A 24,642-nucleotide genomic window follows, 5' to 3' on the forward strand; every position below is an offset into this window, starting at 1 on the left:
CTGCGAACCGCCTTCTCAGGCCGCTTCCGCCGGCACCTTGCGCATGCGCCGCTCCACGCCGAACGCGTAATACGCCGCGGTCAGCAGCGCGATCCACGCCACGCCCACGTACAGCGCCACGCGAGTGTCGGGGCTGTAACCCAGCATCACCCATACGAAGGCGAGGAAGGCCAGGCACAGCACGCTGGACAGCGGCCACGCGCGCAGGCGGAACCCCAGCGGCTGCGCCTGCCGACGGCGGAAGCGCCAGTGCGCCACCAGCACCATGCCCCAGGTCCACACCGTGTTGAACGCGAGAATGGACATCATCATGCCGAAGATGCGCCCCGGCACCAGGTAGTTCATCAGCACGCCGAACAGCAGGAACACCATGGTCACCAGCACGCCGCGCACCGGCACGCCCTGCGCGCTCACCCGGCCCATCGCCGCCGGCGCCTGGCCCTTGCCGGCCAGGCTGTGCAGCATGCGGCTGCCGCTGAAAGTGGTGGAATTGAAGCTGGACAGCGCCGCGGTGATCACCACGAAGTTGATCAGCCCCGCCGCGCTGGGGATGCCCAGCCGCGCGAAGGTAGTGACGAACGGGCTGCTGTGCGCGTCCAGCGCGTTCCACGGATAGATCGCCATGATCACGAACAGCGAGCCGATGTAGAAGATCAGGATGCGCCAGATCACCGAGTTCACCGCGCGCGGGATGGTGCGCTCCGGCTGCGCCGCTTCCGCCGCCGCCATGCCGATCGTCTCGATGCCGCCGAAGGAGAACACCAGCACCGGCAGGGCCAGCACCATGCCGGTAACGCCGTTGGGGAACCAGCCGCCGTGCGACCACAGGTTGGAAAGGCCCACCGGCTGGCCGCCGTTGCCCCAGCCCAGCCAGATCATCGCGCAGCCGCCGGCGATCATGAGCACCACGGTGAGCACCTTGACCAGCGCGAACCAGAACTCCAGCTCGCCGTAGACCTTCACCGCCAGCAGGTTCAGTCCGCCGATCATCGCCACGCTGGCGAAGGCCCAGATCCACTGCGGCGAGTCGGGGAACCACGTCTTCATGTAGATGCCCACCGCGGTGCTCTCGGCGATGCCCACGCCCATCATCAGGATCCAGTAGTTCCAGCTGGTGAGGTAGCCGGCGAACGGACTGATGTACTTGTGCGCGTAGGCGCCGAAGGAGCCGGCCACCGGCTCGTGCGCGGCCATCTCGCCCAGCGCGCGCATGATGATGAAGATCATCGCGCCGCCGAACAGGTAGGCGAACAGCACCGAAGGCCCGGCCAGCCGGATGGTGCTGGCCGAGCCCAGGAACAGTCCGGCGCCGATGCACATGCCCAGTGCCATGAAGGTGATGTGGCGCGGGGTAAGCTGGCGCTGCAGGGACTGGGTCATGGATGCTTTCGCGGCGTGGAAACGTTCAGCGTAGCAGACGCCGCCGCGGCTTCCACGGCAACCGCCCGCGCCAGTACTGGATCAGCACCAGGCCGCCGAGCATGCCGCCAAGATGGGCGAAGTGGGCCACGCCCGGCTCGATCCCGGTCACGCCCATGGTCAGTTCGGCGGCCGCATACAGGCTCACGAACAGCCACGCCGGCATCGGGATCGGCAGGAAGATCAGCATCACCTTCTCGTGCGGATACAGCATGCCGAACGCCAGCAACAGGCCGAAGATCGCGCCGGAAGCGCCCAGCGTGGGGCCGTACTGGGCTGGCGGGAAGAACCACAGCACCGCCAGCTGCAGCAGCGAGGCGACGATCGCGCAGACGAAGTAGTAGACGGTGAACTCGCGCGCGCCGAAGGTGCGTTCGATGGTGCCGCCGAACATGTACAGCGCCAGCATGTTGAACATGATGTGGGTGATGCTGCCATGCATGAACGCGCTGGTGACGATCTGCCACACCCCGAACAGGCCGCTGCCCAGCGGCCACAGTGCGAAATACTGCAGCAGGAACGTGCCCGTCACCTGCTGCAGCAGGAACACGGCGATGTTGGCGATCAGCAGGTTGCGCGTGACCGGCGGCAGATCGAAAGGCATCGGGCGGTTTCCATAGGTGGCAGGCTCAAGCGTAAGGGCGGCAAGGCAATGCCGCCAGCGACGCCCCGTTCCGACCGCAGCCGCCGGCGATCGTTCACTCGTGGCGGCCCATGAAAAAGCCGCCTTGCGGCGGCCCCCGGAAAACCGGCGACGCCGGCCTCAGCCCTTGTCGGCCGCTGCCTGCGCCATCGCCTCCGGGCGTTTGGCGCCGGCGAAGCGCTTGGCCCAGTAAGCCTCGCTGAGGCTGGAGATCTCCACCGACTTGCCGGCGGACGGCGAGTGGATGAAGCGGCCGTTCGAGATGTAGATGCCCACGTGCGAGATGTTTCGCCTGCCATGGGTGCGGAAGAACACCAGGTCGCCCGGCTGCATCTCGTCGCGCCTGACCTTGAGGCCGGCGAGGAACTGCGAGGCGGAGTTGCGCGGCAGCTGCACGCCGACCGCATGGGCGAACACGTAGCGCACGAAACCGCTGCAGTCGAAGCCCTTGGACGGATCGCGGCCGCCACGCACATAACGGGTGTCGCGCAACTTCATCGCCACCTCGAGCAGCGCCTTGCGCAGCTCGGTGATGTCGTCGCTGCTGGCCGCGACGGCCGCCGCGTCACCCGGGTTGGCGGCCAGCGAGGCGGCGTCGGGAAGCACGGACTGCGCCAGCGCCGACGCCGGGCTGAACACCGGCAACTGCCCCAGCAGGGGCGAACCGGCACGGGCCATGAACGCCGTGTCGACGGCTGGATCGGTCTGGGTGGGAAGGTTCCGGGCCTGGAGCGGGCCGGACAACAACACGGAGGCGAGCGCGGCGAAAACGGTCAGGTGCTTGATGGGCATGCCGGGAAAAATCCCTTGTTGTTCGCAGGATTGGCCGCCCAGCAGAAGCCGACGACGTGACAATGCAGTGAACTTAACAAGAAGAAGGCGTGCAGATGTTCGATTGAGGTTAACTGAACCCTGCCGTTTCAAAAAACGGCACACGCAGAAATTTCACGCAAGGTGCTGAATTTCCAAGATTTCACGCCTCGGATGGCGTTTCCGGCCAGTAATGCGAATCCGGATAGGGCCGGGCACCGAAGATGGCGGTGCCGATCCGCACCTCGGTCGCGCCCTCGGCGATGGCGAGCGGGAAATCGCCGCTCATGCCCATGGACAGCCTCGACACGGCATGCCCCCGTGTCACCTCGCGGTCACGCAATTCGCGCAAGCGGCGGAAGCAGCCGCGCACTTCGGCCGGGTCGGTGGAATGGATCGCCAGGGTCATCAGGCCGCGCACGCGTAGGGTGTCGTAGCCGCGCAGGGTATCCAGGAAGCCGGCCAGGTGCTCGGGCGGCAACCCGTACTTGCTGGGCTCGGACGAGGTCTTCACCTGCACCAGCACGTCGATCGCGCGGCCCTCGTGCTGCAGCCGCCGATCCAGCGCCTGGGCCAGTTCCAGCCGGTCCAGCGACTGCACCTCGCTGGCCAGCCGCGCCACCTCCTTCGCCTTGTTGGTCTGCAGGTGGCCGATCATCACCCAGGCTATGTCGCAATCCGCCAGCGGTGCGGACTTGTCGCGGATCTCCTGCACCTTGTTCTCGCCGAAGCGGCGCATGCCCAACGCCACGGCGGCGCGGATCAGCTCCGGGCCGAAGGTCTTGCTGACCGGCAGGATGCCCACCCCGGCCGGGTCGCGCCCGGCCGCGCGACAAGCCTCGTCCACCCGGCGGCGGACGTCGGTCCAGTTGGCGGCGAGACGGACATGATCGGGCATCTCGGCATTCATCGCAGCGGCGGCCGGCGATGGGCCCTCAGGCCTTGCCTGCCTGCTCGAAATGGCGCGCCACCACCTCGGCCACCACCATGCTGACCTTCTTGCCGGTGGGGATGTGCAGGAACTCATTCGGGCCGTGCGCGTTGGAATGCGGGCCCAGCACACCGGTGATCAGGAACTGCGCCTTGGGGAATTTCTCGCCCAGCATGCCCATGAACGGGATGCTGCCGCCCTCGCCCATGTAGGCGGCCGGCGCGCCGAAGTAGTTCTGCGAGGCGTCGGCCACCGCCTGCTCCAGCCAGGGCGACAGCGCCGGCGCGTTCCAGCCGCTGCCATCCTTCTCCAGGGTGAAGCTGACCTTCGCGCCGTACGGCGGATCCTTTTCCAGCAGCTGCTTGACGAACTCGCCGGCCTTCGCGCCGTTAAGCGTGGGCGGCACGCGCAGGCTGAGCTTCACCGCGGTGAACGGGCGCAGCACGTTGCCGGCGCTCTCCAGCGGAGGGATGCCGCCGATGCCGGTCACCGCCAGTTGCGGGCGCCAGGTGCGGTTGAGCACCAGTTCGGCCAGGTCGTGGGTAACCGGCTGCATGCCCTCGACCCATGGGAACTTGCCGTAGACGTCGTCGCCGAGGACCTCGGCCGAGCGCCGGGCCTGCTCGACGCGCTGCGGCGGGATCTCGACGTACAGCTCCTCCGGCTTGATCGTGCCGGTTTCCGGATCCTCCAGCCGCGACAGCAGCTCGCGCAGGATGCGGAAGCTGGAGGGCACCACGCCGGAGGCGTCGCCCGAGTGCACGCCCTCCTCCAGCACCTGCACGCTGAGGTTGCCGCCGGTCATGCCGCGCAGCGAGGTGGTCAGCCACAGCTGGTCGTAGTTGCCGCAGCCGGAATCCAGGCACACCACCAGCGAGGGGTTGCCGATGCGCGCGGCCAGGTGGTCGACGTAGTACGGCAGGTCGTAGCTGCCGGATTCCTCGCAGGCCTCGATCATGATCACGCAACGGGCATGCGGCACGCCCTGTTCGCGCAGCGCCAGCAGCGCGGCCAGCGAACCGAAGATCGCGTAGCCGTCGTCGGCGCCGCCGCGGCCGTACAGCTTGTCGCCCTTGAGCACCGGCGTCCACGGACCCAGCCCGTCGGCCCAGCCGGTCATCTCCGGCTGCTTGTCGAGGTGGCCATACAGCACCACGGTGTCGTCGCCCTGGCCCGGCACCTCGATATAGATGAGCGGGGTGCGCCCTTCCAGCCGCACCACCTCCAGCGTGGCGCCCGGCAACTGGCCCAGCTTGGAGCGCGCCCAGCTTTCCATCAGCTTCACCGCGGCGTCCATGTAGCCGTGCTCGGCCCACTTCGCGTCGAACATCGGCGACTTGTTGGGAATACGAATGTATTCAACCAGCTGCGGCACGATCTCGTCGTCCCACAAGCCGCCGACGAAACGCGAAAGGCGGGCGGTATCCATGGTGAAGCTCCATCAGGCAGACAAGACCGGCATTGTAACAGCGCGCCTCCACCGCACCGACACGCGATCGGAAGCCGCCCACAGGCGAAAGCGCCCACCACGCACGCCGGTCCTGCGGCGCCTCCCACTGTGCGGCCCTTCGCCACGCGCCATAGTGCGCCGGCGGCACCCGGATGCCGCCACCACCGCCCAAGGAGAAAGGCCATGTTCAACAAACTCGCCGCTGTCGCCCTTGCACTCGCCCTTGCCCTGCCGGGGCTGCTGCTGGCCGCCACGCCGGTCAACATCAACCAGGCCGATGCGGCCGCCATCGCCAAGTCGCTGGACGGCATCGGCCCGTCGAAAGCGGCGGCCATCGTGGCCTGGCGCGAGGCCCACGGCCCGTTCAAGAAGGCCGACGACCTCAAGCACGTCAAGGGCATCGGCAAGGCCACGATCGAGCGCAACCGGGCCGCCATCCTGCTCGCCGACGACGCTGCCACGGCCGCCACCGGAGCGGATGCGCCCGCCAAGACGGAGCGCAAGAGCAAACAGCGCGCCGTCGCGGAGGCGGCGGCCGGGGAATAACCGGCAGGGAACCGGGCGGCGCGGCCTGTGGCAGGCCGCGCCGCCTGCGCTACACTCGCGCGCCCCAACCCGACGCCGCCCTGCCATGATCCTGCCGCATTACCACATCGCCGCCTCCGCCATCCGCGGCGCCGGCAAGGGCCTGTTCCTCGACGAAACCGTGGCGGCGGGGCGCATCATCACCGCGCCGGACGACATCGGGCGGACCTACCGGCACGCCGACATCATGGCCTCGCCCGAGCTGCGCGCGCAGTTCCACGCCAGCGCGCGCTGGTTCGAGGACCGCTACACGCTGTCGCCCGACTGGCCGGACGAGTGCTACATCAACCACAGCTTCACGCCGAACGGGCTGTGGCACCTGGGTTTCGTATTCGCGCTGACCGAGCTGCCGCCCGGCAGCGAGATCACCGTGGACTACCGGCACCTGCTGCCGCCCGGCCAGGCCGAGGATTTTGTCGATTCGGTCACAGGTGAGACAATCACCGGCTTGTCCTGGCAAGAGAGCCTTGCCAGCAGTACCCGTGCCCTGGCCGAGCTGCTGGCTGTCGCCCATCGTTGAATGTGATGCCTGTTGAAATCCCCACCATCGAAACGGCGCGCCTGCGCCTGACTGCACTCACCGAGCGGCACTTCGACGACTACGCCGCGATGCTGGCCGACCGGGACAGCACGCGCTGGATCGGCGACGGCCAGCCGCTGGACCGCACCAACGCCTGGCGCTCGCTGGCGATGCTGCTGGGCCACTGGCAGCTGCGCGGCTGCGGCATGTGGGCGCTGGAGCTGAAGGGCAGCGGCGAGTTCATCGGCCGCGCCGGCCTGATGTACCCCGACGGCTGGCCCGACCTGGAAATGGGCTGGATGCTGAAGCCCGAGCACCGCCACCACGGCTACGCCACCGAGGCGGGCGAAGCCGTGCTGGAGTTCGCCTGGAACCACCTGCGCGCCCAGCGCGTGATCAGCCTGGTGCGGGTCGGCAACGAGGCCTCCGACCGGGTGGCCGAGCGGCTCGGCGGCGAACACATCGAGGACATGGACTTCTACGGCAGCCACAGCCACGTGTTCGCCTACTACCCGCCGCACCGCGGGCACCGCCGCGCCTACGGCTGAGTCGCGGGCAGCCGGGGCCGGCCGCGGGGCCGCTCACAACGGCTGCGGCATCCTGCCGGCGCGTCGGCCGGACGACAGCGAGCGCGCCACCTCGGCCAGCGCATACACCCGCGCCACGCGCACCCAGCCCAGCACCAGCACCACCAGCTGCGCCAGCAGCACGGCCAGCACGGTGCCGCTCACGCCGAGCGCCGGTGTGTGCACCCGGACGATGCCGAGCGCCAGGGCGACCGCATAGCCGACCAGGCTGATCAGCAGGTAGCTCAGCAGCGTGCTGAACGGCCGCCGCAGCAACTGCATGAAGCCGCGGCCAAGGGCCCGTGTGGCCGAGCGCAGGCCGCTGTTGGCGATGAACACGGCCCGGGCGGACTCCACGATCGCCTGCGCCAGCACGAACAGCAGCACGGCCAGTCCGGCCGCCGCGTGCACGGCGCGATCGGCCTGCGATTCCAGCACGGCACGGGCGCCGATCCGGTCCGCCGCGCCGAACACCACGCCGATCAGCGCCGCCATCGCCGCGTACGGCACGACCGACCACAGCATCAGGCGGAACATGCGGCCGTATTCGACGATGCCGCACTGGAGCAGGTGGCCGAAGCCCAGCACGCGCCCGGCACGCCCGCTGCCGACCAGCATGCCGTTGAGGAACGGCGACAGCAGCAGGGTCAGCAGCAGGCCCAGCAGGACCGCGCCCTTGAGCCAGCCGGTGCCGTCGCCCAGCGCCGACAGGCTGTCGCCGAACATCAGCGGGCTGAAGTGCCCGGCCCACGCCTGCGCGTGCACCGAATGGTCGAGCAGGCCGGCGAGCGAACGCCATAACGGCACGCCGACCACGGCGGTCGGCAACAGCAGCAGCAAGGTCCACAGCAGCAGCAGGCGCCACTGCATGGCGGCCAGCGGCGCGCGCGCGACCGCGGCGAAATCGACCCGGCGGGAAGCAAGTTTGCCCATCATCATCACAGCGACCCCACCAAGGCATAGAAGGCCTGCAGCAAGGCGGCGGCATCGGCGCTCCAGCGGCGCGAGGCGGCGCCGTCGGCCCTGCTGGTCAGGCTGTCGTCGAGCTTGTTCGCGTCGAGCAGGATCTTCTGCGCCGGATCGAGCTCGGCCGAGACCACCTTGGCCGGCCGGACGAACTCGAAACGGGCCCAGCGCCGGGCATCGCTCCAGCGCACGTCCTCATGGCTGCCGTCGGCGAACGTCACCCTCAGCAGCTGCGGCACCGGCGCGCCGTCGCGGCGCACGGTAACGGTGCTGCGCCACGGGAACGGGCCGCTGCCCGGCTTCGCCCCCGGATGCGCCTGCGCCCAGTCCTTGCGCTGCCTGTCGATCTGCCTGTCGAGGGCGTCGGCGTCGAGCTCGCTGCGCTTGCCGTCCTTCATCGCGCTGCCGGGCTGCGGCAACACCTCGACCGCGTCGATGCTGGCGACCCGGTCGTCGATTTGCGCGGTGCCGTAGACGTACTGGTCGAAGATCGCATCGACCGCCTGCGGGTTGCCGGAGACCTCGGCCAGGGTGGCGCGCAGATCGGCTACCGAAGGATGGCGGAAGCGCCAGCGCCGGTAGTACTCGTGCATCGCGCGCTCCAGCGCGGGCTTGCCCAGGCGTTCCTCCAGGTCGTGCATGGCGGTGGCGGTGCGTGAATACACCTTGCCGTAGCTGCTGCTGGACAGGCGATCCCAGGCGTTCGCGCCCAGCGGGTCGGGCGGCTGGCGCAGGCCGGCGGTCAGGCGCTCGGCGACGAAGGGCGGGATCGCGGGCGCGATGCCGAGGCGTTTCATCCAGCCGCTTGCCGCCACGATGTCCTGGCCGCGCCCGCGCAGCATGCGCTGGTCCCAGTACTCGTTCATGCCCTCGTCGAGGATCGGCTCCTCGAACTCGTTCGAGGCCAGAATGCCGTAGAAGTAGCCGTGGCCGAACTCATGGATGGTGACGAAGTCGAGCATGTACTGGGTGAGCGTGCCCGGCTCGACCCTGGCATAGCCCTCGGTGGTGAAGAACGTGGGGTACTCCATGCCGCCAGCTTCCGCGGCGTTGTACGGCGGCACCACTGCCGTCACCGTCTTGTACGGATAGGCGCCCAGCGTCTTCGAGAAGAACGCCAGCGAGTCGATCGCGGCCTGGAGCACCGGCCTGGCGCTGGCGGCGTACTCCTCCGGGTAGAGCACCCGCACGTCGACCCTCGGGCTGCCCGGCCCCTGCCAGCTGCCGTCCAGCGTCTTGTAGCCCTTCGCGGCCACCCAGGCGAAATCGTGCACGTCGCCCTGCACGAAGTGGTACGTGCTCTTGCCGTTCGCCGTCTCCGGCGGTCCCTGCAGCTTGCCCACCGCGCCCACGGTGTAGTCGCCAGGCACGGTGAGGCGCACGTCGTACAGGCCGAAGTCGGCGTAGAACTCGCTGTTGAAGTGGAACTCGTGCACGTTCCAGCGCGGCGCGGTGGCGCCGCGTTCACCGGCCAGCTCCAGCACGCCGATCTTGGGGAACCACTGCGCCACCAGGTTGAAGTCGCCCCACCAGCCGGTGCGCTCGACCACCCGCGGCAGCTGGCTGAGGAAGTCGATGTCCAGCGTCAGCGTGCCACCGGCCGGCACCGGCTCGGCCAGGTCGATCTGCGCCACGGTCTGGTCGGTGGCCGGGCCGTGGTCGGGCTGCACGAAGCGCCATTTCAGCGCGGCGTCGCCCTGCTTCACCTGCTGCAGCTCGATCCAGCCCCATTCGCCCTTCTTCAGCACCGCCGCACCGCGCGAACGGCCGTGCGCGGTGAGCACCTCGCGCTCGGTGAACCAGGTGCTGCCCTCGTTCTGGAACGCGTTGAGGTACAGGTGCACGTAGATGCGGTCGACCGGGCGATCGCTGCGGTTGCGCCAGGTCATGCGCTCCCTGCCGGTCACCGCGTGCTTCGCCGCGTCCAGCTCGGCGTCGATGCGGTAGCTCGCCACGCGATCGGACAGGGTCGGCTCGCTGCCGCTGCGCCCGCCGCCCCAGGCATTCGCGCTGCTGGGCACGGCGACGGCGGCGGCATCGGCGGCCGCGAACGGAATCCCGGACGACGCCGCGCCAGCCGGCGCCGGCGTCGATGCCGCCGGCGATGGCGCTGCGGGCGGCGGCGCGGTCGATGCTGCCTGCTGCGCTGCCGCCAGCCAGGGCCAGGCCATGGCCAGCACACACAAACATCCCCACTTGCGCACGACCTGCCGCATGACGGTCACCCCCTGGACAGCCCCATCAGACTGCTCCCAAGTCGCGCCATCGGCATAGGCCATTGGTCATGCCGGCGACGGCGCCGCACGGCTCAGTAGACGTCGCGCCGGTACCGCCCCTGCTCGCGCAGCTGCCCGACCCGCGCGTCGCCCAGCACGTCACGCAACACCGCCTCGACGCCCGGCGCCAAGCCGGCGAGGCTGCCGCAGACATAAATCGCCGCGCCGGCGTCGACCCAGCGCAGCAGCTCGCCGGCTGCCTCGCGCAGCCGCTGCTGCACGTGGACGCGCTCGGCCTGGTCGCGCGACCAGGCAAAGTCGGCGCGCTCGATCCAGCCGTCCGCGGCCCAGCGCTCGATCTCCTCGCGATAGAGAAAGTCATGGGCCGCATGCCGCTCGCCGAACAGCAGCCAGTTGCGCCGACGGCCTGCCGCCATGCGCGCCTTCAGCAGCGCGCGCAAGGCCGCCAGCCCGGTGCCGTTGCCGATCAGGAGCAGCGGCCGCGCATCCTTCGGCACATGGAAATTGACGTTGCGGCGCACGCGCAGGGCGATCTCGGCACCGACCGGCGCATGCACGGTGAGCCAACCGGAACCGAGGCCGAGGTAACCGCCGCGGCCGCGCATCTGGCGCACCAGCAGGTGGACCGCGCCATCGGCCGGCAGCGAGGCAATCGAATACTCACGATGCGGCAGCAATTGCAGCATCGCCGCCACGGCCGCCTCGTCCAGGCCATCGACCTCGCCCGCCTCGGGCAGGCGGCAGCGCGCCAGCAGCTCGGCCAACGGCAGCCGCTCGCGGCCGAACGTCGCCGTCGCGCCGCCGTCCAGTCCCTGCAGCGACAGCCAGTCCGCCACCTTGCCGGGCGCATGGCGGGGACCGACCTCGACCAGATCGCCGGCCCGCCAATCCGCGCTGCCATGCAGCGGCTGCAGCGCCAGGTGGAAACAGGGTTCGCCCACGCTGCCGGGATTGAGCAGGCGCCGCTCGGTCAGTCGCCAGCGCTGATACCTCGGCGCTTGCCAATCCGGCAGGTCGGCGGCACCAGACAGCATCGCCAGGCGATGCTGCCAGTGGCGCAAGGCGGCTTCGTCCTCGCTGTCGACCTCCACCGGGTCGAACAGCGGCTGCGCACCACTGGCCTGCAGCCAGCACTGCAGCTGGCGGCCGAAGCCGCAGAAATCCTCGTAATCGCTGTCGCCCAGTGCAAGCAGGCCATAGTGCAAACCGGCCAGCTGCGCCGGCCGCCTCATCGCCAGACGGCCGAAGGCCTGCGCCATATCCGGCGGCTCGCCGTCGCCGGTGGTGCTGACCACGAACAGCACGCGCCCCGTGCGGCGCAGTTCGTCGACGGTCAGCACGTCGATGCCGTCCAGCCGTACCGGCATGCCGGCCAGTTGCAGGCTCTGCAGGGTCTGTCGCGCCAGTGGCTCGGCAAAGCCGGTCTGGCTGGCATAGACCACGCGCACGTCCGTTCCGGCCGCCACGGTGGTGCGGCATCGGCAACGGCGACCGTGGCGGTGGCGGTGGCGGCGTGGCCGACCGCGGCATCCTGCACGCGCATCGGCTTGCGCGGTGACGGCAGCCGCCGCTGACGCACCCAGTCGACCAGGCTCGGCACCGAACTGATCCAGTGCCATGGATGCAGTTGTCGCATCCGGAATGGGGAGTACGACAACCACGCGGCTGCCGGCGATGTCGATTGCGGCTCCATCGGTTTCCGTGTTTCGCCCCCCGCAGCGCCGCAACCATGGCGGCCGGCGAGGGTTTGGCGGCGGTCATGCGCGACACCGGCAGGCCGGCCGCGCGAACCGCTTCATTTAATCGCAAACGAGAATTAATCTCAACAATTAACCACCCCCGCCGCCATCCCGGGGGCACCGGCCATGCCTGGCGGGTTCCGCTGCATCCGGCGGGCTTCAGCGGTCGTCGCGGGTCCAGATCGCGCCGTCTTGCTCATGCACCGGGAAGCTGGCGATCGGCTCGTACGCCGGCGGTTTCGTCACCGCGCCGGTGCGCAGGTCGAAGCGCGCGCCGTGGCGCGGGCATTCCACCTCGAAGCCGACCACCTCGCCGCCGGCCAGGTCGCCGCCGTCGTGGGTGCAGATGTCCTCGACCGCGTACAGCGCGCCGTCGATGTTGTACACGGCGATCGGGGTGTCGCCGTCCCACACCACCTTGTACTCGCCCGGCAGGAAGTCGCTGCGGGTGCCGACCCGGACCCAGCCGTTCATGCGGCGGCCCCGTCGAAATCCTTGCGCAGCACCTCGAAGCGCAGGTCGTCGCGGCGCGGGATGCCGAAACGCTCGTCGCCGTAGGGGAACGGCTGGTATTCGCCGGTGCGCCGGTAGCCGCGGCGGCCGTACCAGGCGATCAGTTCCTCGCGCTGCACGATCACCGTCATGCGCATCCCGCGGCAATGCCACTCCTCGCGCGCGATCCGCTCCGCCTCGGCCAGCACCTGCTTGCCGAGGCCGCCGCCCTGCCCGGCCGGGTCGACCGCGAACATGCCGAAGTAGCCGTTGTCGCCCTGGCGTTCGATGTGACAGCTGGCGACCAGCCGGCCGTCGCGTTCGGCCAAGAGGATGCGGCTGCCGGGCCGCTCGATCAGCGCGCGCACATCGGCCGCATCGGTACGCTGGCCGTCCAGCAGGTGCGACTCGGTGGTCCAGCCGCGCAGGCCGGATTCGCCGCGGTACGCGGATTCGACCAGGACCACGATGGCATCGACGTCGGCAGGGGTCGCCGCGCGGAAAACGGGAAGGGTCTGTGCGCTCATCGTCGCGATGATAGTGCGCCGCCCGGCGAGCCCACCATGACCTGGAACAGGCAGCCGGGCGTGACCTTCGACACTGGGCAGTTCCCCGCCCTGCTGCCTAGCCTGCGAGCTTCGCAATATGTTGCGACACCCGCCACGACCGGACGCCCGCGTCCCCCGACCCGAAGGAAACCACCCATGAAGCACCGTTGCATCAAGCCGCTGGCATTCGCCCTGGCGATGACGCTGGGCGGCAGCGCGCTGGCCGCCTCCACCGCCTCCACCACCGCATTCGACGTGGGCGAGCTGGACGGCTCGATCAAGGCCTGCACCGACTTCAACGGCTTCGTCAACGCGAAGTGGGTGGCCGCCAACCCGATCCCCGCCGACCGCACGCGCTGGGGTTCGTTCGATGCGCTGCGCGAGGACAGCCTCAACGTGCAGCACACGATCGTCGAGAAGGCCGCGCACGATGCGGCTGCCGCCAGGCCGGGCTCGATCGAGCAGAAGATCGGCTACCTGTACGCCTCCGGCATGGACCAGGCGGCCATCGACCAGGCCGGCTTCGACCCGATCAAGCCGCAACTGGCGCGCATCGCCGGGCTGAACAGCAGCGCCGACGTGGTCGGCTACATCCGCGACAGCTACGCCCGCGGTGAGCCGGTGCTGTTCCGCTTCTTCGGCAACGCCGACTTCAAGGACTCCAACCGGCAGATCGCCTACGCCGGCCAGGGCGGCCTCGGCCTGCCCACTGTCGACTACTACAGCAAGCCCGACTACGCGAAGATCCGCACCGCCTACGCCGCGCACATCGCGAAGCTGCTCGAGCTGGCCGGCGTCGGCGCCGCCGATGCGCAGCAGCAGGCCAAGTCGGTGCTGGCGTTCGAAACCCGCCTCGCCGCCGTGTCGCTGCCCCCGGTGGAAATGCGCAACCCGAAGAACCGCTACCACTACGTCAGCATCGCCGAGGCCGACAAGGTGACGCCGGGCTTCGACTGGGCCGCGTTCTTCAAGGCGCAGGGCGCCGACGTGAAGGACGGCTTCTCGCTGTCGCAGCCGAAGTTCTTCGCCGAGGTGCAGAAGATGCTGGGCGACGTGCCGATGGCGCAATGGCAGGCCTACCTGCGCTACCACGCGATCGCCAACGCGGCGCCGCACCTGTCCACGCCGTTCCAGCAGGAAGACTTCGCGTTCAACGCGCAGACCCTGAACGGCCAGAAGGAAATGAAGCCGCGCTGGAAGCGCGTGCTCGACGCCACCAACGACGGCATGGGCATGGCGCTGGGCCAGCTGTACGTGGCCGACAACTTCTCGCCGACCTCGAAGCAGCGCGCCGAGGAACTGGTCGCCAACCTCAGCGCGGCTTTCCGCACGCGCATCGAGCAGCTCGAATGGATGAGCGACGAGACCAAGCAGAAGGCGCTGCAGAAATGGGCCACCTTCGTGCCGAAGATCGGCTACCCCGACAAGTGGCGCGACTGGTCCGGCCTTGTGCTGACCCCGGGCAACTACTTCGGCAGCGTGCAGGCGGCGAACAAGTTCAACTACGACTACGCCATCGCCAAGATCGGCAAGCCGGTCGACCGCGCCGAGTGGGGCATGACCCCGCAGACGGTGAACGCCTACTACAGCGCGCAGAAGAACGAGATCGTGTTCCCGGCCGCGATCCTGCAGCCGCCGTTCTTCGACGCCAGGGCCGACGATGCGATCAACTACGGCGGCATCGGCGCGGTGATCGGCCACGAGATGGGCCACGGCTACGACGACCAGGGCAGCAAGTTCGACGCCCAGGGCAACAACGTCAACTGGTGGACCGAGGCCGACCGCACGGCGTTCGAGACACGCACCGCGAAGCTCGGCGCGCAGTTCGACGGCTACGAGGCGCTGCCGGGCAAGCACGTCAACGGCCAGCTCACCATGGGCGAAAACATCGGCGACCTGGGCGGCCTCAACGCGGCGTACACCGCGCTGCAGATGGCGCTGTCGAAGAACCCGGCCGAGGCGAAGCGCAAGATCGACGGCTACACCCAGGACCAGCGCTTCTTCCTCAACTGGGCCCGCGTGTGGCGCGGCAACATCCGCCCGGAGGCGCAGCTGACCCTGCTCAACACCGACCCGCACGCGCCGGCGCGGTTCCGCGCGATCGGCGCGCCGTCGAACATGCCCGAGTTCGCCCGGGCGTTCCGCTGCAAGGCGGGCGACGCGATGGTGCGCGATGGCGCGAAGCAGGTGAAGATCTGGTAGGTGACGCGGCCGGCCACCCTTCGGCCCGCCACTGCGCGGTTACGGCGGACGGGGCGGATTGCCTGTAGGAGCCCGCTCGCGGGCGATGCTTTTGGAGCCGAGATGACCAGACATTCGTCTGTTGAAAGCCGGGATTCGCAAAAGCAAAAACATCGCCCGCGAGCGGGCTCCTACAAGGCGGCGATCAGACCCTGCCCGCTTCGTAGACTTTCAGGTGGGCATACACGGTCGCCAGCAGCGAACGCCCGTCGAGCGGCTGCCCGGCACGCGCCAGCATGTCGCCGATCACGTGGTCAGCCTCGATCGGGTAGCCGTGCCGCAGGTCGCGCAGCATCGAGGCGGTCAGCGTGGAGCCGGCCTCGGTCAGCACGCTGCGGGCACGCTGCAGGGTCTGCTCGCTCGGCGCATGGCCGGAGCGCTCCGCCACCGCACGGCAATCCTCCAGCAGGTCCAGTGCTGCCGCGGTGCCACCCGGCGCAGCCACGATCTCGCCGATCGAGCCGCGCATCAGGCAGGTGATCCCGGCCAGCGAGGCGAGGAAGATCCACTTGTCCCACATGTCCTGCAGGACCGTGCCGCTCGGGCGCGCGTCGAAACCCGCGCCGGAAAGGGCCTCGGTGATCCGCCGCATGCGTGCCGACGCGCTGCCGTCGCGCTCGCCGAAAGTGAGGCTGTGCGACTGGTTGAGATGCCGCACGGCGCCCTGCCCGTCCAGCGTGGCGGCGATCACGCACTGCCCGCCCAGCACGTGCGATGCGCCGAAGCGCGCGTCCAGCAGGTCGAGCTGGCGCATGCCGTTGAGCAGCGGCAGGATCGTGGTATCAGGCCCCACCGCCGGCGCGATGTCGGCCATCGCCTGCTCCAGGCTGTACGCCTTGCAGCTCAGCAGGATCAGCTCGTACGGCGCGCGCAGCCCGCTCGCCAGCACGGTGGGCGGCGAAGGCAGGTCGGCGTCACCGGTGGCGCTGCGGATCAGCAAGCCATGCTGTGCCAGTTGCGCCGCGCGCTTTTCGCGCACCAGGAATGTCACGTCGCGCCCGTGCTGCAACAGGCGGCCGCCGAAATAGCCGCCGGTGGCGCCGGCGCCAACGATCAGAATGCGCATATCAATTTCCCGTCGGTGCGGCATCCGCCGCCATCAGCAGGCTCGCGACCTGGGCGTCCTTCTCGCGCCACAGCGTGTTCACCCACGACTTGACGCGTCCGCGAAACGCCGCGTCCTCGTCGTAATTGCCCAGCAATCCGGCCTCGATCGCCCGCTCGCGCACGTGCACGCGGATATCGTGCACGCGGCCGGCGATGAGATCCGCCATCGTGCAGCGGCCTTCGGGATAGACGATGGTGACGTCGAGGATCGCGTGCAGCGCGTCGCCCATCGCGTCGAGCACGAAGGCCAGGCCGCCGGCCTTCGGCCGCAGCAGGTGGCGGTAAGGCGAAGATTGCGCGGCATGCTTGGCCGGCGTGAAGCGGGTGCCTTCGACGAAATTCATCACCGACACCGGCATGTGGCGGAATTTCTCGCAGGCGCGGCGGGTGGCTTCCTTGTCCTTGCCCTGCAGCTCCGGGTGCTTCAGCAGGGTTTCCCGCGAGTAGCGCTTCATGAAGGGGAAATCCAGCGCCCACCAGGCCGGCCCCAGCAACGGCACCCAGATCAGTTGCTGCTTGAGGAAGAAGCGCAGGAACGGGATGCGCCGGTTGAACACCCTCTGCAGCACCGGAATGTCGACCCAGCTCTGGTGGTTGCACAGCACCAGGTAGTTGCCGTCGCGACGCAGGCCCGCCAGCCCCTCGACCCGCCAGCGGATGCGGGTGAACAGGTCGAACAGGAAGCCGTTGACCCCGATCCAGCTCTCCGCGATGCGCACCAGCACGCGCGAGCAGGCCTGCCGGATCGTCGGCACCGGCACGACCAGCTTGACCAGGGTGAAGGCGAACAGCGGCAACACGTGCAGCACGATGTTGCCGGCGAGCAGCAGCAACGCCAGCGGAATGCGGATCAGGCCGGGAAGCTTGGCGAGCATGGGGTCGGTCGTGACGGAGGGAACGGGAAGCATAATGCCGGCGGCGGCGGCAAGGCCATGCGACCTTCCGCCGCCTCACAGCAGCAGCTTGCGCACCTTGAGCAGGGCCACGATGAGCGCATCGATCTCCTCGCGGGTGTTGTAGAACGCCAGCGAGACGCGCAGCGTGGCGGGCACGCCGTAGAACTGCATCAGCGGATGCGCGCAATGGTGGCCGGAGCGCACGGCGACGCCCTGCAGGTCGAGCAGCGTGGCCAGGTCGGTGGCCTGGGCGCCTTCCAGCAGGAACGAGATCACCGGCTCCTTCTGTGCCGCTTCGCCGATGATGCGCAGGCCGGGAATCCCGTGCAGGCGCTCGGTGGCGTAGTGCAGCAGTTGCTGCTCCCACGCATGGATCGCCTCGAAGCCGACCGACTCGTAGTAGTCGACCGCCGCCGACAGCCCGACGAAGCCGGCGATGTTCGGCGTGCCGGCCTCGAACTTGTGCGGCGGGGCGGCAAAGGTGGTGCCGCTGAAGCGCACCTCACGGATCATCTCGCCGCCGCCGAAGAACGGCGGCATCGCCTCCAGGTGCTCGCGCTTCGCCCACAGCACGCCGGTGCCGGTGGGGCCGAGCATCTTGTGCCCGGTGACCGCGTAGAAATCGCAGCCCAGCACCTGCACGTCGACCGGCCGGTGCGGCGCCGCCTGCGAGCCGTCCACCAGCAGCGCGATGCCGCGCTTCCTGCACTCGCGCGCGATCTCGCGCACCGGGTTGACCGTGCCCAGCACGTTGGAGACGTGGGTGACGCAGGCCAGCTTCACCTCCGGCGTCAGCATCTCGAGATACTTCTCCACGATCAGCTCGCCGCGCTCGTCGATCGGCGCCGCCTTCACCGTGGCGCCGCTGCGCGCGGCGACCAGCTGCCACGGCACGATGTTGGCGTGGTGCTCCATCACCGTGGTGAGGATGCTGTCGCCGGGTTTCAGCTGCGGCAGCGCGTAGCTGTAGGCGACCAGGTTGATCGACTGGGTGGTGCCGGTGGTGAGGATCACCTCGTTGCGCGACGGTGCGTTGATGAAGCGCGCCAGCTTGTCGCGCGCGCCCTCGTAGGCGGCGGTGGCCTCCTCGCCCAGCTGGTGCACCGCCCGCGCCACGTTCGCGTTGTGTTCGCGATAGTGGTTGTCCACCGCGGCGATCACCGATTCGGGCTTCTGGCTGGTGTTGGCGTTGTCGAGATACACCAGCGGCTTGCCGTGCACGGAGCGCGCCAGCAACGGGAAGTCCGCGCGGATGCGCCGGACGTCGAAGACGGTGGGCGTGCTGGCTTGTGCGTTCATCTTCGATGTTTCCGTAGGTGGCTCCCTCCCCTGCTCGCAGGGGAGAGTTGGGGAGGGGTTCGCTCTTGATCTGAAGGTCAAAAGCCTTACCCCCTCCCAACCTCCCCCTGCAGGCAGGGGGAGGAGATAAAAGCATCACGCGGGCAGCTGCGCGATCAGCAAGCCCGACAGATGTTCGCGCAACGCCTTGTTCGGCAGGTCGTCCAGCATCGCGCGGCAGAACGCGGCGGTCAGCAGCGCGCGCGCCTCGCCCAGCGGGATGCCGCGCGAACGCAGGTAGAACAGCGAACGTTCGTCGAGCTGGCCCACGGTGGCGCCGTGCGCGGCCTTCACCTCGTCGGCGTAGATCTCCAGTTCCGGCTTGGTGTCGATCTCCGCGCCCGGCGACAGCAGCAGGTTCTTGTTGCTCAGGTTGGCATCGCTGCCGTCGGCACCGGGCGCCACCACGATCGCGCCGCGGAACACGCCGCGCGCACGGTCGCCGGCCACGCCGCGCCAGTGCGAGCTGGAGGTGGTGTCCAGCGCCTGGTGGCGGATCGCCAGTTGGGTGTCGATGTGCTGGCGGCCGTGCGGCATGAATACCCCGCGGGTATGGAACTGCGCGCCGTCGCCGACCAGCTCCGCCCGCAGGTCGTGGCGCACCAGCGCGCCGCCGAGTTCCAGCACGTGCAGCGTCGCTTGCGCCCGCGCGTGCAGGCGCAGGCCGCTGCGGCGGATCAGGTTGGCGCCGGCGGCGGCATCCTGCAGCACCACGTGCCGCAGGCAGGCGTTGTCGCGCAGTTCGATGTCGCTGACCAGGGTGGCCAGCTGGGCCTGTTCGCCAAGGCCCGCATGCTGCTCGATCAGGTCCAGTTCGGCACCCTCGCCCAGCTCGATCACGTTGCGCACGTGCCAGGCCGTCTCGGCGTCGGCGGCCGTGCCCACGAAGACGAGCTGTACCGGTGCAGCGCTCCTCGTGTGGGCGGCGACCCGCAGCACCACGCCGTCGACGGCGCGGGCGGCGTTGATCTGCGCGAACGCGTCGCCGGCTTCGCGGCCGTTTCCGACCAGGGCCGGCCGCGACAGCGCGAAACGCAGCGGCTCCGCGTCCCCGCGCAGCGCCTGCGACAGCGGCTGCAGCGAAACCCCCGCGGGCAGCGCGTCGAGCGCCGACAGGTCGGCGCGGAACGCGCCGTTGACGAAGACCAGCCGCGGCCCGTCCACGCCGGGCAAGGCGAATGCCGCGGCATCGACCTCGCGGGTGGCCGCCGCCGCATCGCCGTCGGCGAAGCGGCGCTGGGCAAGCCCGCGCAATGCGGTGTACTTCCACGCCTCGATCCGCGTGTCGGGCAGCCCGCTGGCGGCGAACGCGGCGCGATGCTCGCGCCGTGCCGCATCCAGCCAGGCGGGACCGCCGGCCGGCAGCGGCGCGTCCAGCAGCGATTCGGCCAACGGCAGCGGTGCCGACTGGTTCATGCCACGGCTCCCGCCGGGTGGCTCTGGCCGATCCCGGCGTAGCCATGCTGCTCCAGCTTCAGCGCCAGCGACTTGTCGCCGCTCTCGACGATGCGGCCGCCGGCCAGCACGTGCACGAAATCCGGCACCACGTAGTCGAGCAGGCGCTGGTAGTGGGTGATCATCAGGAACGCGCGGTCCGGCGAGCGCAGCGTGTTGACGCCCTGCGCCACCTGCTTCAGCGCGTCGATGTCCAAGCCCGAGTCGGTCTCGTCGAGGATCGCCAGCCGCGGCTCCAGCACCGCCATCTGGAAGATCTCGTTGCGCTTCTTCTCGCCGCCGGAGAAGCCCTCGTTGACCGCGCGGTGCAGCAGCTCGTCGGAGATCTGCATCACCTTCAGCTTCTCGCGCACCAGCTTGAGGAACTGCATGGAGTCCAGCTCCTTCTCGCCGCGCTGCTTGCGCTGCGCGTTCAGTGCCGCGCGCAGGAAGTAGGTGTTGTTGACGCCCGGAATCTCCACCGGGTACTGGAACGCCAGGAACACGCCGGCCGCGGCGCGCGCCTCCGGCGAAAGCTGCAGCAGGTCGATGCCGCCGTAGGTCACCGTGCCGGCGGTCACCTCGTAGCCCTCGCGGCCGGACAGCACGTTGCCCAGGGTGGACTTGCCGGCGCCGTTCGGCCCCATGATCGCGTGCACTTCGCCCGCGTTCACGGTGAGGCTGAGCCCCTTGAGGATTTCCTTGCCCTCGACGCGGGCGTGCAGGTTTTCGATTTTCAGCATGATTTCAACTCGACACATTCCGTAGGAGCGCACCTTGTGCGCGATGGGGTTGCCGGCGAGGTCGATCGCGCACAGGGCGCGCTCCTACACATCAGCCGACGGCGCCTTCCAGCGACACCTCAAGCAGCTTCTTCGCCTCCACCGCGAACTCCATCGGCAGCTCGCGGAACACCTGCTTGCAGAAGCCGTCGACGATCATCGACACGGCGTCCTCCTCGCCGATGCCGCGGCTGCGGCAATAGAACATCTGCTCGTCGGAGATCTTCGAGGTGGTGGCCTCGTGCTCGACGATCGCGGTGGGGTTCTTCACTTCCATGTACGGGAAGGTGTGCGCACCGCACTTCTTGCCGATCAGCAACGAATCGCACTGGGTGTAGTTGCGCGCGCCCTCGGCGCCCTTCTCCATCTTCACCAGGCCGCGGTAGCTGTTCGAGCTGCGCCCGGCGCTGATGCCCTTGGAGACGATCTTCGACTTGGTGTGCTTGCCGAGGTGGATCATCTTGGTGCCGGTATCGGCCTGCTGGAAGTGATGGGTCAGCGCCACCGAGTAGAACTCACCCACCGAACGGTCGCCACGCAGCACCACGCTGGGGTACTTCCAGGTGATCGCCGAGCCGGTTTCCACCTGGGTCCAGCTGATCTTGGAATCGTCGCCGCGGCAGTCGCCGCGCTTGGTGACGAAGTTGTAGATGCCGCCCACGCCGTTCTCGTCGCCGGGGTACCAGTTCTGCACCGTGGAGTACTTGATCTGCGCGCCCTCGAGCGCCACCAGCTCGACCACCGCCGCATGCAGCTGGTTCTCGTCGCGCTTCGGCGCGGTGCAGCCCTCGAGGTAGGAGACGTGGGCACCTTCCTCGGCCACGATCAGGGTGCGCTCGAACTGGCCGGTGTTCTGCGCGTTGATGCGGAAGTAGGTGGACAGTTCCATCGGGCAGCGCACGCCTTTCGGGATGAACACGAAGCTGCCGTCGGAGAACACCGCCGAGTTCAGCGCGGCGAAGAAGTTGTCGCCGGTGGGCACCACGCTGCCCAGGTATTTCTGCACCAGCTCGGGATACTCGCGGATCGCCTCGCTCATCGAGCAGAACAGCACGCCGGCGTCGGCCAGCTGCTTGCGGAAGGTGGTGCCCACCGAGACCGAGTCGAACACCGCATCCACCGCCACGCCGGCCAGCGCGGCGCGCTCGTGCAGCGGCACGCCCAGCTTCTCGTAGGTCTCCAGCAGGGCCGGATCGACCTCGTCCAGCGACTTCGGCTTCGCCTTCGGCGCGGCGTAGTAGCTGATCGCCTGGTAGTCGATCGGGTCGATGTTGAGCTTGGCCCAGTCGGGCTTGGGCATGGTCAGCCAGTGGCGATAGGCGCCGAGCCGCCACTCGGTCATCCATTCCGGCTCGTGCTTGATCGCGGACAGCGCGCGGATGGTGTCCTCGTCCAGGCCCGGCGGCAGGCCGGTCATCTCGATCTCGGTGATGAAGCCGGCGCTGTAGCTGCGGCCCAGCGCTTCGGCCACGCCGGCGTTGTCGCGCAACGCGGTGGCGGTGCTGCCTTCGTTGATCATGGTGTCGTTCATTCGGTGGTGATCCGTGCGGCCTTCGCCGGCATCGCGATCTGGCTCACAGGCACGGCGGCAATCCGTCGCGACGGCCGCGGTTGCGGCTTGAGCATGTCGGCCAGGCTGACCGCGCGCAGCGCGTTGTCCAGCACGTTGTTGATCAGCTGCCAGCTGCCGCGCACGCCGCACTGCGATTCGCGGTCGCACTGGCCCTCGGCCACGCCGCACTCGGTCATGCCGATCGGGCCTTCCAGTGCCTCGACGATCTCGGCCAGCGAAATCTCGCCGGCCGGCCGGGCCAGCCGGTAGCCGCCGTTGACGCCGCGGAACGATTCGACCAGGCCGGCGTGGCCCAGTGCCTTCAGCAGCTTGCTTACGGTGGGCAGCTCCAGCCGCGACTCGTCGGCGATCTGTACCGCGCTGAGCACCTCGCTGGGGTGCGCAGCGATGCAGGTCATCACCACGGTGGCGTAATCGGTCAGTCGGCTGACGCGGAGCATGGGGGAGGCTCGGGCTGGCGTATTTGAATCGGTACCAAAATGGTACTGATTTGCCGCCGCGCGGTCAATGCCGCCATGCGCCATCGCCTCGCCAGCGCGCCGGCGGCTCGCTAAGCTGGCGCGGTTCCGCCATCGATGGTTGCCATGATTTCCACGCCCGACCGCGCTACCGCCCGCCTCGCCTGGACCCGCCGCGCGCTTGACGACGCCGCGTTGACGCTGGAGCCCGCCTCGGCCGACGCCAGCTTCCGCAGCTACTGGCGCACCCGCCACCAGGGCCACGGCTGGATCGTGATGGATTCGCCGCCGGCGCAGGAGGATCCGCGGCCGTGGCTGGAAATCGGCGCCCGCCTGTCCGCCGCCGGGCTGCACGTGCCGGCGGTGCGCGCGCAAGACCTCGAGCAGGGCTTCCTGCTGATCGAGGACCTCGGCTCACGGCTGTACCTGCCTGCGCTGAACGACCGCACGGTGGACACGCTGTACGGCGATGCGATGGACGCGCTGCTGCGCATGCAGCGCGACGTCGACGTGACCGGCATGCAGCCCTACGACCACGCCTTCCTGCAGCGCGAGCTGGAGATCATGCCGGAGTGGTTCCTCGGGCGGCACCTGGGCTGCACGCCCGCGTGCGGGGAGTGGGACGTGCTGGAGTCGGCATTCACCGTGCTGCTGAAGAACGCGCTGGAGCAGCCGCGCCGCTTCGTGCACCGCGACTACCACAGCCGCAACCTGCTGATCACCGCAGCCAACAGCCCCGGCATCATCGATTTCCAGGGCGCCCTGGTCGGCCCGGTCACCTACGACCTCGCCTCGCTGCTGCGCGACTGCTACATCGCCTGGGATCGCACGCGGGTCGACGCCTGGGCGGAAGCCTACCGCCTGCGCCTGCGCGAGGCGGGGCTCGTCGATGCCGCGGTCGACCGCGAACGCTTCCTGCGCTGGTTCGACCTGACCGGCCTGCAGCGGCACATCAAGGTGCTCGGCATCTTCTGCCGGCTGTACTACCGCGACGGCAAATCCGGCTATCTCGACGACCTGCCGCGCGTGTACGGGTACGTGCTCGACGTGGCGGGGCGCTATCCCGAGCTGGCCGATTTCGCGGCGTTGCTCCGGCGCCGTGCCGGCGGGCGCGACCTGCGCTTGCCGGTGGCCGCATGAGACACGCGCTGATCTTCGCCGCCGGCCTGGGCGAACGCATGCGCCCGCTGACCGACCGCACGCCGAAGCCGCTGCTGCCGGTGGGGGGCAAGCCGCTGATCGCGTGGCACCTGGAAAAGCTGGCCGCGGCCGGCGTGCACTACGTGGTGATCAACACCTCGCACCTCGCCGAACAGTTTCCCGACGCGCTGGGCGACGGCTCGCGCTGGGGCCTGCGCATCCGCTACGCCTACGAGGGGCCGCTGCCGCTGGAAACCGGCGGCGGCATGCTCAACGCGCTGCCGCTGCTGGGAGCGGAGCCGTTCCTGGTGGTCAGCGGCGACGTGTGGAGCGACGCCGACTATGCCGCCCTGCCCGCCGAGCCGGCCGGCCTGGCGCACCTGCTGATGGTGGACAACCCCGCACACCATCCCGGCGGCGATTTCCAGTTGGATGCTCAGGGATCGCTGCACGCCGACGGTGCGGCGCGACTCACCTACAGCGGCATCGGCGTGTTCCGCCGTGAGCTGCTGGACGGCTGGCGCGAAACCGTGGGCGACGCGGCGGGCGTCGATGCGAAACCGCCACGTTTCAAGCTGCGACCACTGCTGGAAGCGGCGATGGCACGCTGCGCGCTGGCCGGCTCGCTGCATCGCGGCCACTGGACCGACGTGGGCACGCCTGCGCGGCTGGCGCAGCTGGATACCGAGCTTTCCGGCTGAGCCACGGCACCCGCCGCCCGCCCTTCGGCATGTGTCAAGGGAATCTGGCTGGCTTCCAGCCGATGC

The 24,642-nt window shown here is 69.2% G+C and carries 23 protein-coding genes; 6 read left to right on the forward strand and 17 right to left on the reverse strand.

The window, feature by feature from the left end:
- Nucleotides 1–15: 15 nt before the first annotated feature.
- From AC3WRN_RS11845 to AC3WRN_RS11865, 5 genes are all read right to left on the reverse strand, one after another.
- A complete protein-coding gene (locus tag AC3WRN_RS11845; protein ID WP_492623108.1) occupies nt 16–1,380 on the reverse strand; it encodes an amino acid permease in 1,365 nt (454 codons plus the stop codon).
- 25 nt (nt 1,381–1,405) lie between these two features.
- A complete protein-coding gene (locus AC3WRN_RS11850) occupies nt 1,406–2,023 on the reverse strand; it encodes a rhomboid family intramembrane serine protease (protein WP_492623109.1) in 618 nt (205 codons plus the stop codon).
- Nucleotides 2,024–2,182: 159 nt separating this feature from the next.
- Entirely contained in the window at nt 2,183–2,854 is a 672-nt protein-coding gene (locus AC3WRN_RS11855; RefSeq protein ID WP_492623110.1) for a C40 family peptidase, read from the reverse strand.
- 181 nt (nt 2,855–3,035) lie between these two features.
- The gene (locus AC3WRN_RS11860; RefSeq protein ID WP_492623111.1) at nt 3,036–3,770 is read right to left on the reverse strand and encodes a YggS family pyridoxal phosphate-dependent enzyme; all 735 of its coding nucleotides are present in this window, start codon (nt 3,768–3,770) and stop codon (nt 3,036–3,038) included.
- A 37-nt stretch (nt 3,771–3,807) separates the two neighbouring features.
- Nucleotides 3,808–5,232, reverse strand: a complete 1,425-nt coding sequence (locus AC3WRN_RS11865) for a M20 family metallopeptidase (protein ID WP_492623112.1) — start codon at nt 5,230–5,232, stop codon at nt 3,808–3,810.
- Between the two features lie 204 nt (nt 5,233–5,436).
- Here AC3WRN_RS11865 and AC3WRN_RS11870 point away from each other — a divergent pair, with 204 nt between their 5' ends.
- The 3 genes from AC3WRN_RS11870 to AC3WRN_RS11880 all read left to right on the forward strand — a co-directional run bounded on the left by AC3WRN_RS11870 (nt 5,437) and on the right by AC3WRN_RS11880 (nt 6,906).
- Nucleotides 5,437–5,799, forward strand: coding sequence for a ComEA family DNA-binding protein (locus tag AC3WRN_RS11870; protein ID WP_492623113.1), 363 nt, complete (start codon nt 5,437–5,439; stop codon nt 5,797–5,799).
- An 85-nt stretch (nt 5,800–5,884) separates the two neighbouring features.
- Complete coding sequence (locus AC3WRN_RS11875; protein WP_068090774.1) at nt 5,885–6,358, forward strand: SET domain-containing protein-lysine N-methyltransferase; 474 nt, start codon at nt 5,885–5,887, stop codon at nt 6,356–6,358.
- 5 nt (nt 6,359–6,363) lie between these two features.
- Nucleotides 6,364–6,906, forward strand: coding sequence for a GNAT family N-acetyltransferase (locus AC3WRN_RS11880; protein ID WP_068090775.1), 543 nt, complete (start codon nt 6,364–6,366; stop codon nt 6,904–6,906).
- A 33-nt stretch (nt 6,907–6,939) separates the two neighbouring features.
- On the opposite strand, the gene AC3WRN_RS11885 is transcribed toward AC3WRN_RS11880, so the two are convergent.
- The 5 genes from AC3WRN_RS11885 to AC3WRN_RS11905 form a co-directional block, all read right to left on the reverse strand.
- On the reverse strand, nt 6,940–7,863 hold the full coding sequence (locus AC3WRN_RS11885; protein WP_343123774.1) for a hypothetical protein: 924 nt from the start codon (nt 7,861–7,863) through the stop codon (nt 6,940–6,942).
- Entirely contained in the window at nt 7,863–10,061 is a 2,199-nt protein-coding gene (locus AC3WRN_RS11890; protein ID WP_492623114.1) for a M1 family metallopeptidase, read from the reverse strand. Before AC3WRN_RS11890 ends, AC3WRN_RS11885 begins: the two co-directional genes overlap by 1 nt.
- Nucleotides 10,062–10,198: 137 nt before the next feature.
- Entirely contained in the window at nt 10,199–11,575 is a 1,377-nt protein-coding gene (locus tag AC3WRN_RS11895) for a sulfite reductase subunit alpha (RefSeq protein ID WP_492623115.1), read from the reverse strand.
- Nucleotides 11,576–12,025: 450 nt separating this feature from the next.
- Nucleotides 12,026–12,340: a non-heme iron oxygenase ferredoxin subunit gene (locus AC3WRN_RS11900; protein ID WP_492623116.1), complete on the reverse strand. Its 315-nt coding sequence runs from the start codon at nt 12,338–12,340 to the stop codon at nt 12,026–12,028.
- Nucleotides 12,337–12,885, reverse strand: a complete 549-nt coding sequence (locus AC3WRN_RS11905) for a GNAT family N-acetyltransferase (protein ID WP_068090779.1) — start codon at nt 12,883–12,885, stop codon at nt 12,337–12,339. The genes AC3WRN_RS11900 and AC3WRN_RS11905 overlap by 4 nt, the downstream gene beginning before the upstream one ends.
- 177 nt (nt 12,886–13,062) lie before the next feature.
- On the opposite strand from AC3WRN_RS11905, the gene AC3WRN_RS11910 reads away from it, so the two are divergent.
- Entirely contained in the window at nt 13,063–15,108 is a 2,046-nt protein-coding gene (locus tag AC3WRN_RS11910) for a M13 family metallopeptidase (protein WP_492623117.1), read from the forward strand.
- Nucleotides 15,109–15,292: 184 nt separating this feature from the next.
- On the opposite strand, the gene panE is transcribed toward AC3WRN_RS11910, so the two are convergent.
- The 7 genes from panE to AC3WRN_RS11945 form a co-directional block, all read right to left on the reverse strand.
- Nucleotides 15,293–16,213 carry a 2-dehydropantoate 2-reductase gene (panE, locus tag AC3WRN_RS11915; protein ID WP_492623118.1) on the reverse strand — a complete coding sequence of 307 codons (921 nt, stop codon included), beginning with the start codon at nt 16,211–16,213 and terminating at the stop codon, nt 15,293–15,295.
- 1 nt (nt 16,214) lies between these two features.
- Complete coding sequence (gene yihG / locus AC3WRN_RS11920; protein WP_492623119.1) at nt 16,215–17,129, reverse strand: 1-acylglycerol-3-phosphate O-acyltransferase, YihG family; 915 nt, start codon at nt 17,127–17,129, stop codon at nt 16,215–16,217.
- 75 nt (nt 17,130–17,204) lie between these two features.
- Nucleotides 17,205–18,449, reverse strand: coding sequence for a cysteine desulfurase (locus AC3WRN_RS11925; protein ID WP_492623120.1), 1,245 nt, complete (start codon nt 18,447–18,449; stop codon nt 17,205–17,207).
- A gap of 135 nt (nt 18,450–18,584) precedes the next feature.
- A complete protein-coding gene (gene sufD / locus AC3WRN_RS11930; protein ID WP_492623121.1) occupies nt 18,585–19,904 on the reverse strand; it encodes a Fe-S cluster assembly protein SufD in 1,320 nt (439 codons plus the stop codon).
- Nucleotides 19,901–20,665, reverse strand: a complete 765-nt coding sequence (gene sufC, locus AC3WRN_RS11935) for a Fe-S cluster assembly ATPase SufC (protein WP_068090787.1) — start codon at nt 20,663–20,665, stop codon at nt 19,901–19,903. The genes sufD and sufC overlap by 4 nt, the downstream gene beginning before the upstream one ends.
- Nucleotides 20,666–20,756: 91 nt before the next feature.
- Nucleotides 20,757–22,223, reverse strand: coding sequence for a Fe-S cluster assembly protein SufB (sufB, locus tag AC3WRN_RS11940; protein ID WP_162840149.1), 1,467 nt, complete (start codon nt 22,221–22,223; stop codon nt 20,757–20,759).
- An 8-nt stretch (nt 22,224–22,231) separates the two neighbouring features.
- Entirely contained in the window at nt 22,232–22,717 is a 486-nt protein-coding gene (locus AC3WRN_RS11945) for an SUF system Fe-S cluster assembly regulator (RefSeq protein WP_068090791.1), read from the reverse strand.
- 144 nt (nt 22,718–22,861) lie between these two features.
- Between AC3WRN_RS11945 and AC3WRN_RS11950 the strand changes: the two genes are divergently transcribed.
- Together AC3WRN_RS11950 and murU are read left to right on the forward strand one after the other, a co-directional pair.
- Nucleotides 22,862–23,875 carry an aminoglycoside phosphotransferase family protein gene (locus AC3WRN_RS11950; protein WP_492623122.1) on the forward strand — a complete coding sequence of 338 codons (1,014 nt, stop codon included), beginning with the start codon at nt 22,862–22,864 and terminating at the stop codon, nt 23,873–23,875.
- Nucleotides 23,872–24,576, forward strand: a complete 705-nt coding sequence (murU, locus tag AC3WRN_RS11955; protein ID WP_068090795.1) for an N-acetylmuramate alpha-1-phosphate uridylyltransferase MurU — start codon at nt 23,872–23,874, stop codon at nt 24,574–24,576. Before AC3WRN_RS11950 ends, murU begins: the two co-directional genes overlap by 4 nt.
- The last annotated feature ends 66 nt before the right edge of the window (nt 24,577–24,642 follow it).

This window comes from Rhodanobacter sp. FW101-FHT13A11 (assembly GCF_058790335.1).